At 65.9% G+C, this 2599-nt stretch carries 1 protein-coding gene; it reads right to left on the reverse strand.

Translation table 11 applies throughout. The annotated features are described in order from the left end of the window. Positions 1–542 precede the first annotated feature (542 nt). On the reverse strand, positions 543–2599 hold a 2057-nt coding region (locus ABI213_RS15465; protein WP_348027739.1), incomplete at its 5' end, for a 3'-5' exonuclease.

A 2599-nucleotide genomic window follows, 5' to 3' on the forward strand; every position in this document is an offset into this window, starting at 1 on the left:
TCCCGGGGTCCCCCTCTAGATGCGCCGAGGAGCACAGCTTTGGGCGGATCAGGGCTGGCGTTGTTTGAGGCGCAGCCGAGTTTAGCCAGACCCCGCCCAAAGCGCGCACCGCAGGTTCCCGCAGCGCTAGCGAAGGGCGCAGGTAGTGGGGGTGGCCTTTCTTTTGGTGACTTTTCTTTGGCCAAGCAAAGAAAGTTACTGCCCTGCCGGGGGCACAGCCCGGCCGGGGATGCCGGCTACGTTCATGCCTCTTAAATCCAGAACGCGGGGCGTCAAACAGCCAATAAGGGTCAGAGCCCAAATGCGGTCCCCAATCGCCCTCACCGCCAGCATTGCGCGCGCAATTGGGATCTGACCCTTATTGGCTACGACCCTTGCAGGCGAGAAGATTGCTTCTGTTTTGATAGTAAAAAAATAGGAGCTGCCCGTGCAGGTTCTGTCTGCGCCAGTAGTCGTTTTCAACCCCGAAAAATAGCCTAAAAACCTGAAATTCTCAAACGCTGCGGTGTGTGCCCCGGTTACCGCTAAAAACACCAAACCCCTCACACCACCACCAGCCCCCCCGCCCCCGTCAAAAACGCCGCCTCCACCTCCGCCCCCGGATGCAGCACCCGCAACGCCGCCCGGTAGGTCTCCAACTGCTGCACCAACAGCGGATCGCGCTGCGGCTGGGCTTTGGATTTGTGGTCTAGCACCCACCACGCGCCGGTATCTTTGCGGTGCACCAGGCGGTCTAGGCGCAAGGTTTTGCCCTGGTAGTTCAAGGCCACCTCGTTGCCCGCCCAATCCACCACGTCCGCATCCCAGGCCCAGGCACCCTCCCCCGCACGGATGGCGGCGGCCCGGTTCGTGGCTTTCTGCAACTGCTCGGCATCCAAACCAAATTCGCGCGCAACGGCTTGCTGCTGGACGGCGTCGACCGTGCCCCACTCCAGCAAACGGTGCATGGCCTGTCCGACGCGGGACTCCAGGGATTCGGAGGCATCGGGCTCGGGGCGCTGGGGGGCGACTTGCAAACCGATGTCGGGCACCACCAGCAGGGTGAAATCCGCATCGGCCGCAGCGGCATCCAACGGATCGGCAGCATCAATCGCCCCCACCATCTCTGCCAAAGGCTGCAAACGCTGCCACCACGAGCCGTCCACCGCCTTGTGCGGCACCACGGACGACAGCACCAGCTGGCTGCGGGCGCGGGTCATGGCGACGTACAGGCCGTTGAGCTCTTCGCGCTGGCGGGCGGCTTGCTCGATGGCCAGCACGTCCACCACGCAGGCGGGCGGGTTCGACTCGCTGGCCAAAAACACCAGGCGCACCGGGGCTTCGGCCTCGCCCGGCCAGTCCACCAGCACGCCCATGGTTTCGGCCTTGCTGGGCGGGGAATCGGTGTCGAGCAGCAGCACCAATGCGGCCTCCAGGCCCTTGGCACCGTGCACGGTGAGCAGGCGCACGGCATCCGGCGCACTGGTGACCGGGGCTTTGACACCGCCGGCCTTGAGCGCACGCACCAGGGCGTAAGGCGTGGCAAAGCGGCCTTCGTTGAGCTGCAAAGCGGTGCCCAGTACGGCGCGCAGATTGGCCAGCACCGAGGTACGCAAGGCGGCGGGCGCGGCAGCGGCGAAGCGGGCCAGCACGTCGCCATGGGCGTAGATGGCATCCAGCGCATCGTGCGGCGGCAATGCGTCCAGCCACTGCTTCCATTGCATCAAAACGGGTGCTAGCGCAAATAGCGCCTGCGGCAGCAGATCTGAATTGTGTAGCAAGCTCCACCAGCTGCTGTCGGCGGTGTTGTCGGCATCCGCGCGGGCGGCGCGTTGTAACTGGGCCAGGTGCACCAGGTCGGCATCGGCCACACCAAACAGCGGGGATTTCAGCGCCTGGGCCAGCGACAGGTCGTGGTGGGTGGACACCAGCGCGTCCAGCAGGGCCGCGATGTCTTGCACCTCGGGTGCGTCGGCCAGGTCGGCCTTTTCGGGCTGCTGGGTGGGAATGTGCAGGGCGCGCAAGGCATCGCGCATGTGGCCCAGGCGCTCGCGGCGGCGGGCCAGCACCATCACGTCCTTGGGGCGCAGGCCGTCGGCCAGTTGCCCGGCCAGCCACTGGGCGGCCTGGCGGCACTCTAGGGTGCGCAAGGTGTCCTCGGGCTCTTCGCGCGGCGTGCCCAGGCTGTCGCGCCAGCCGCCATGGTCAGCCTGTGCGGCAGATGCGTTGGCATTGCGCGGAATGGCGGGTAGGCAGCGCAAAGCGCCCAGGGCGGTGGATTCGGTGGTGTGCTCGCGGAAGCCGTCGTACGCGCCAGCGGCCTGCGCGGCGGACATGACGGCGTTGACAGCAGCCATCACCGGTGGGGCGTTGCGGCGGGTGTGGTCGCAGCTGAGCAGGTCGCCACCCAGCCCGTCGACCACGAAGGCCTGCGCGGCGCGGAACACCTGCGGCTCGGCGCGGCGAAAGCGGTAAATGCTTTGCTTGGGATCGCCCACAATGAAAACGCTGGGCTTAGTGCCCGCGCCGGAATACGACGACAACCAGCTGTGCAAGGCCTGCCACTGCAGCGGGTTGGTATCCTGAAATTCATCAATCAGCACATGGGATACGCGCGCAT

The sequence above is a fragment of the Rhodoferax sp. genome, assembly GCF_039922535.1.
In the GTDB taxonomy this organism is placed as follows: domain Bacteria; phylum Pseudomonadota; class Gammaproteobacteria; order Burkholderiales; family Burkholderiaceae_C; genus Rhodoferax_B.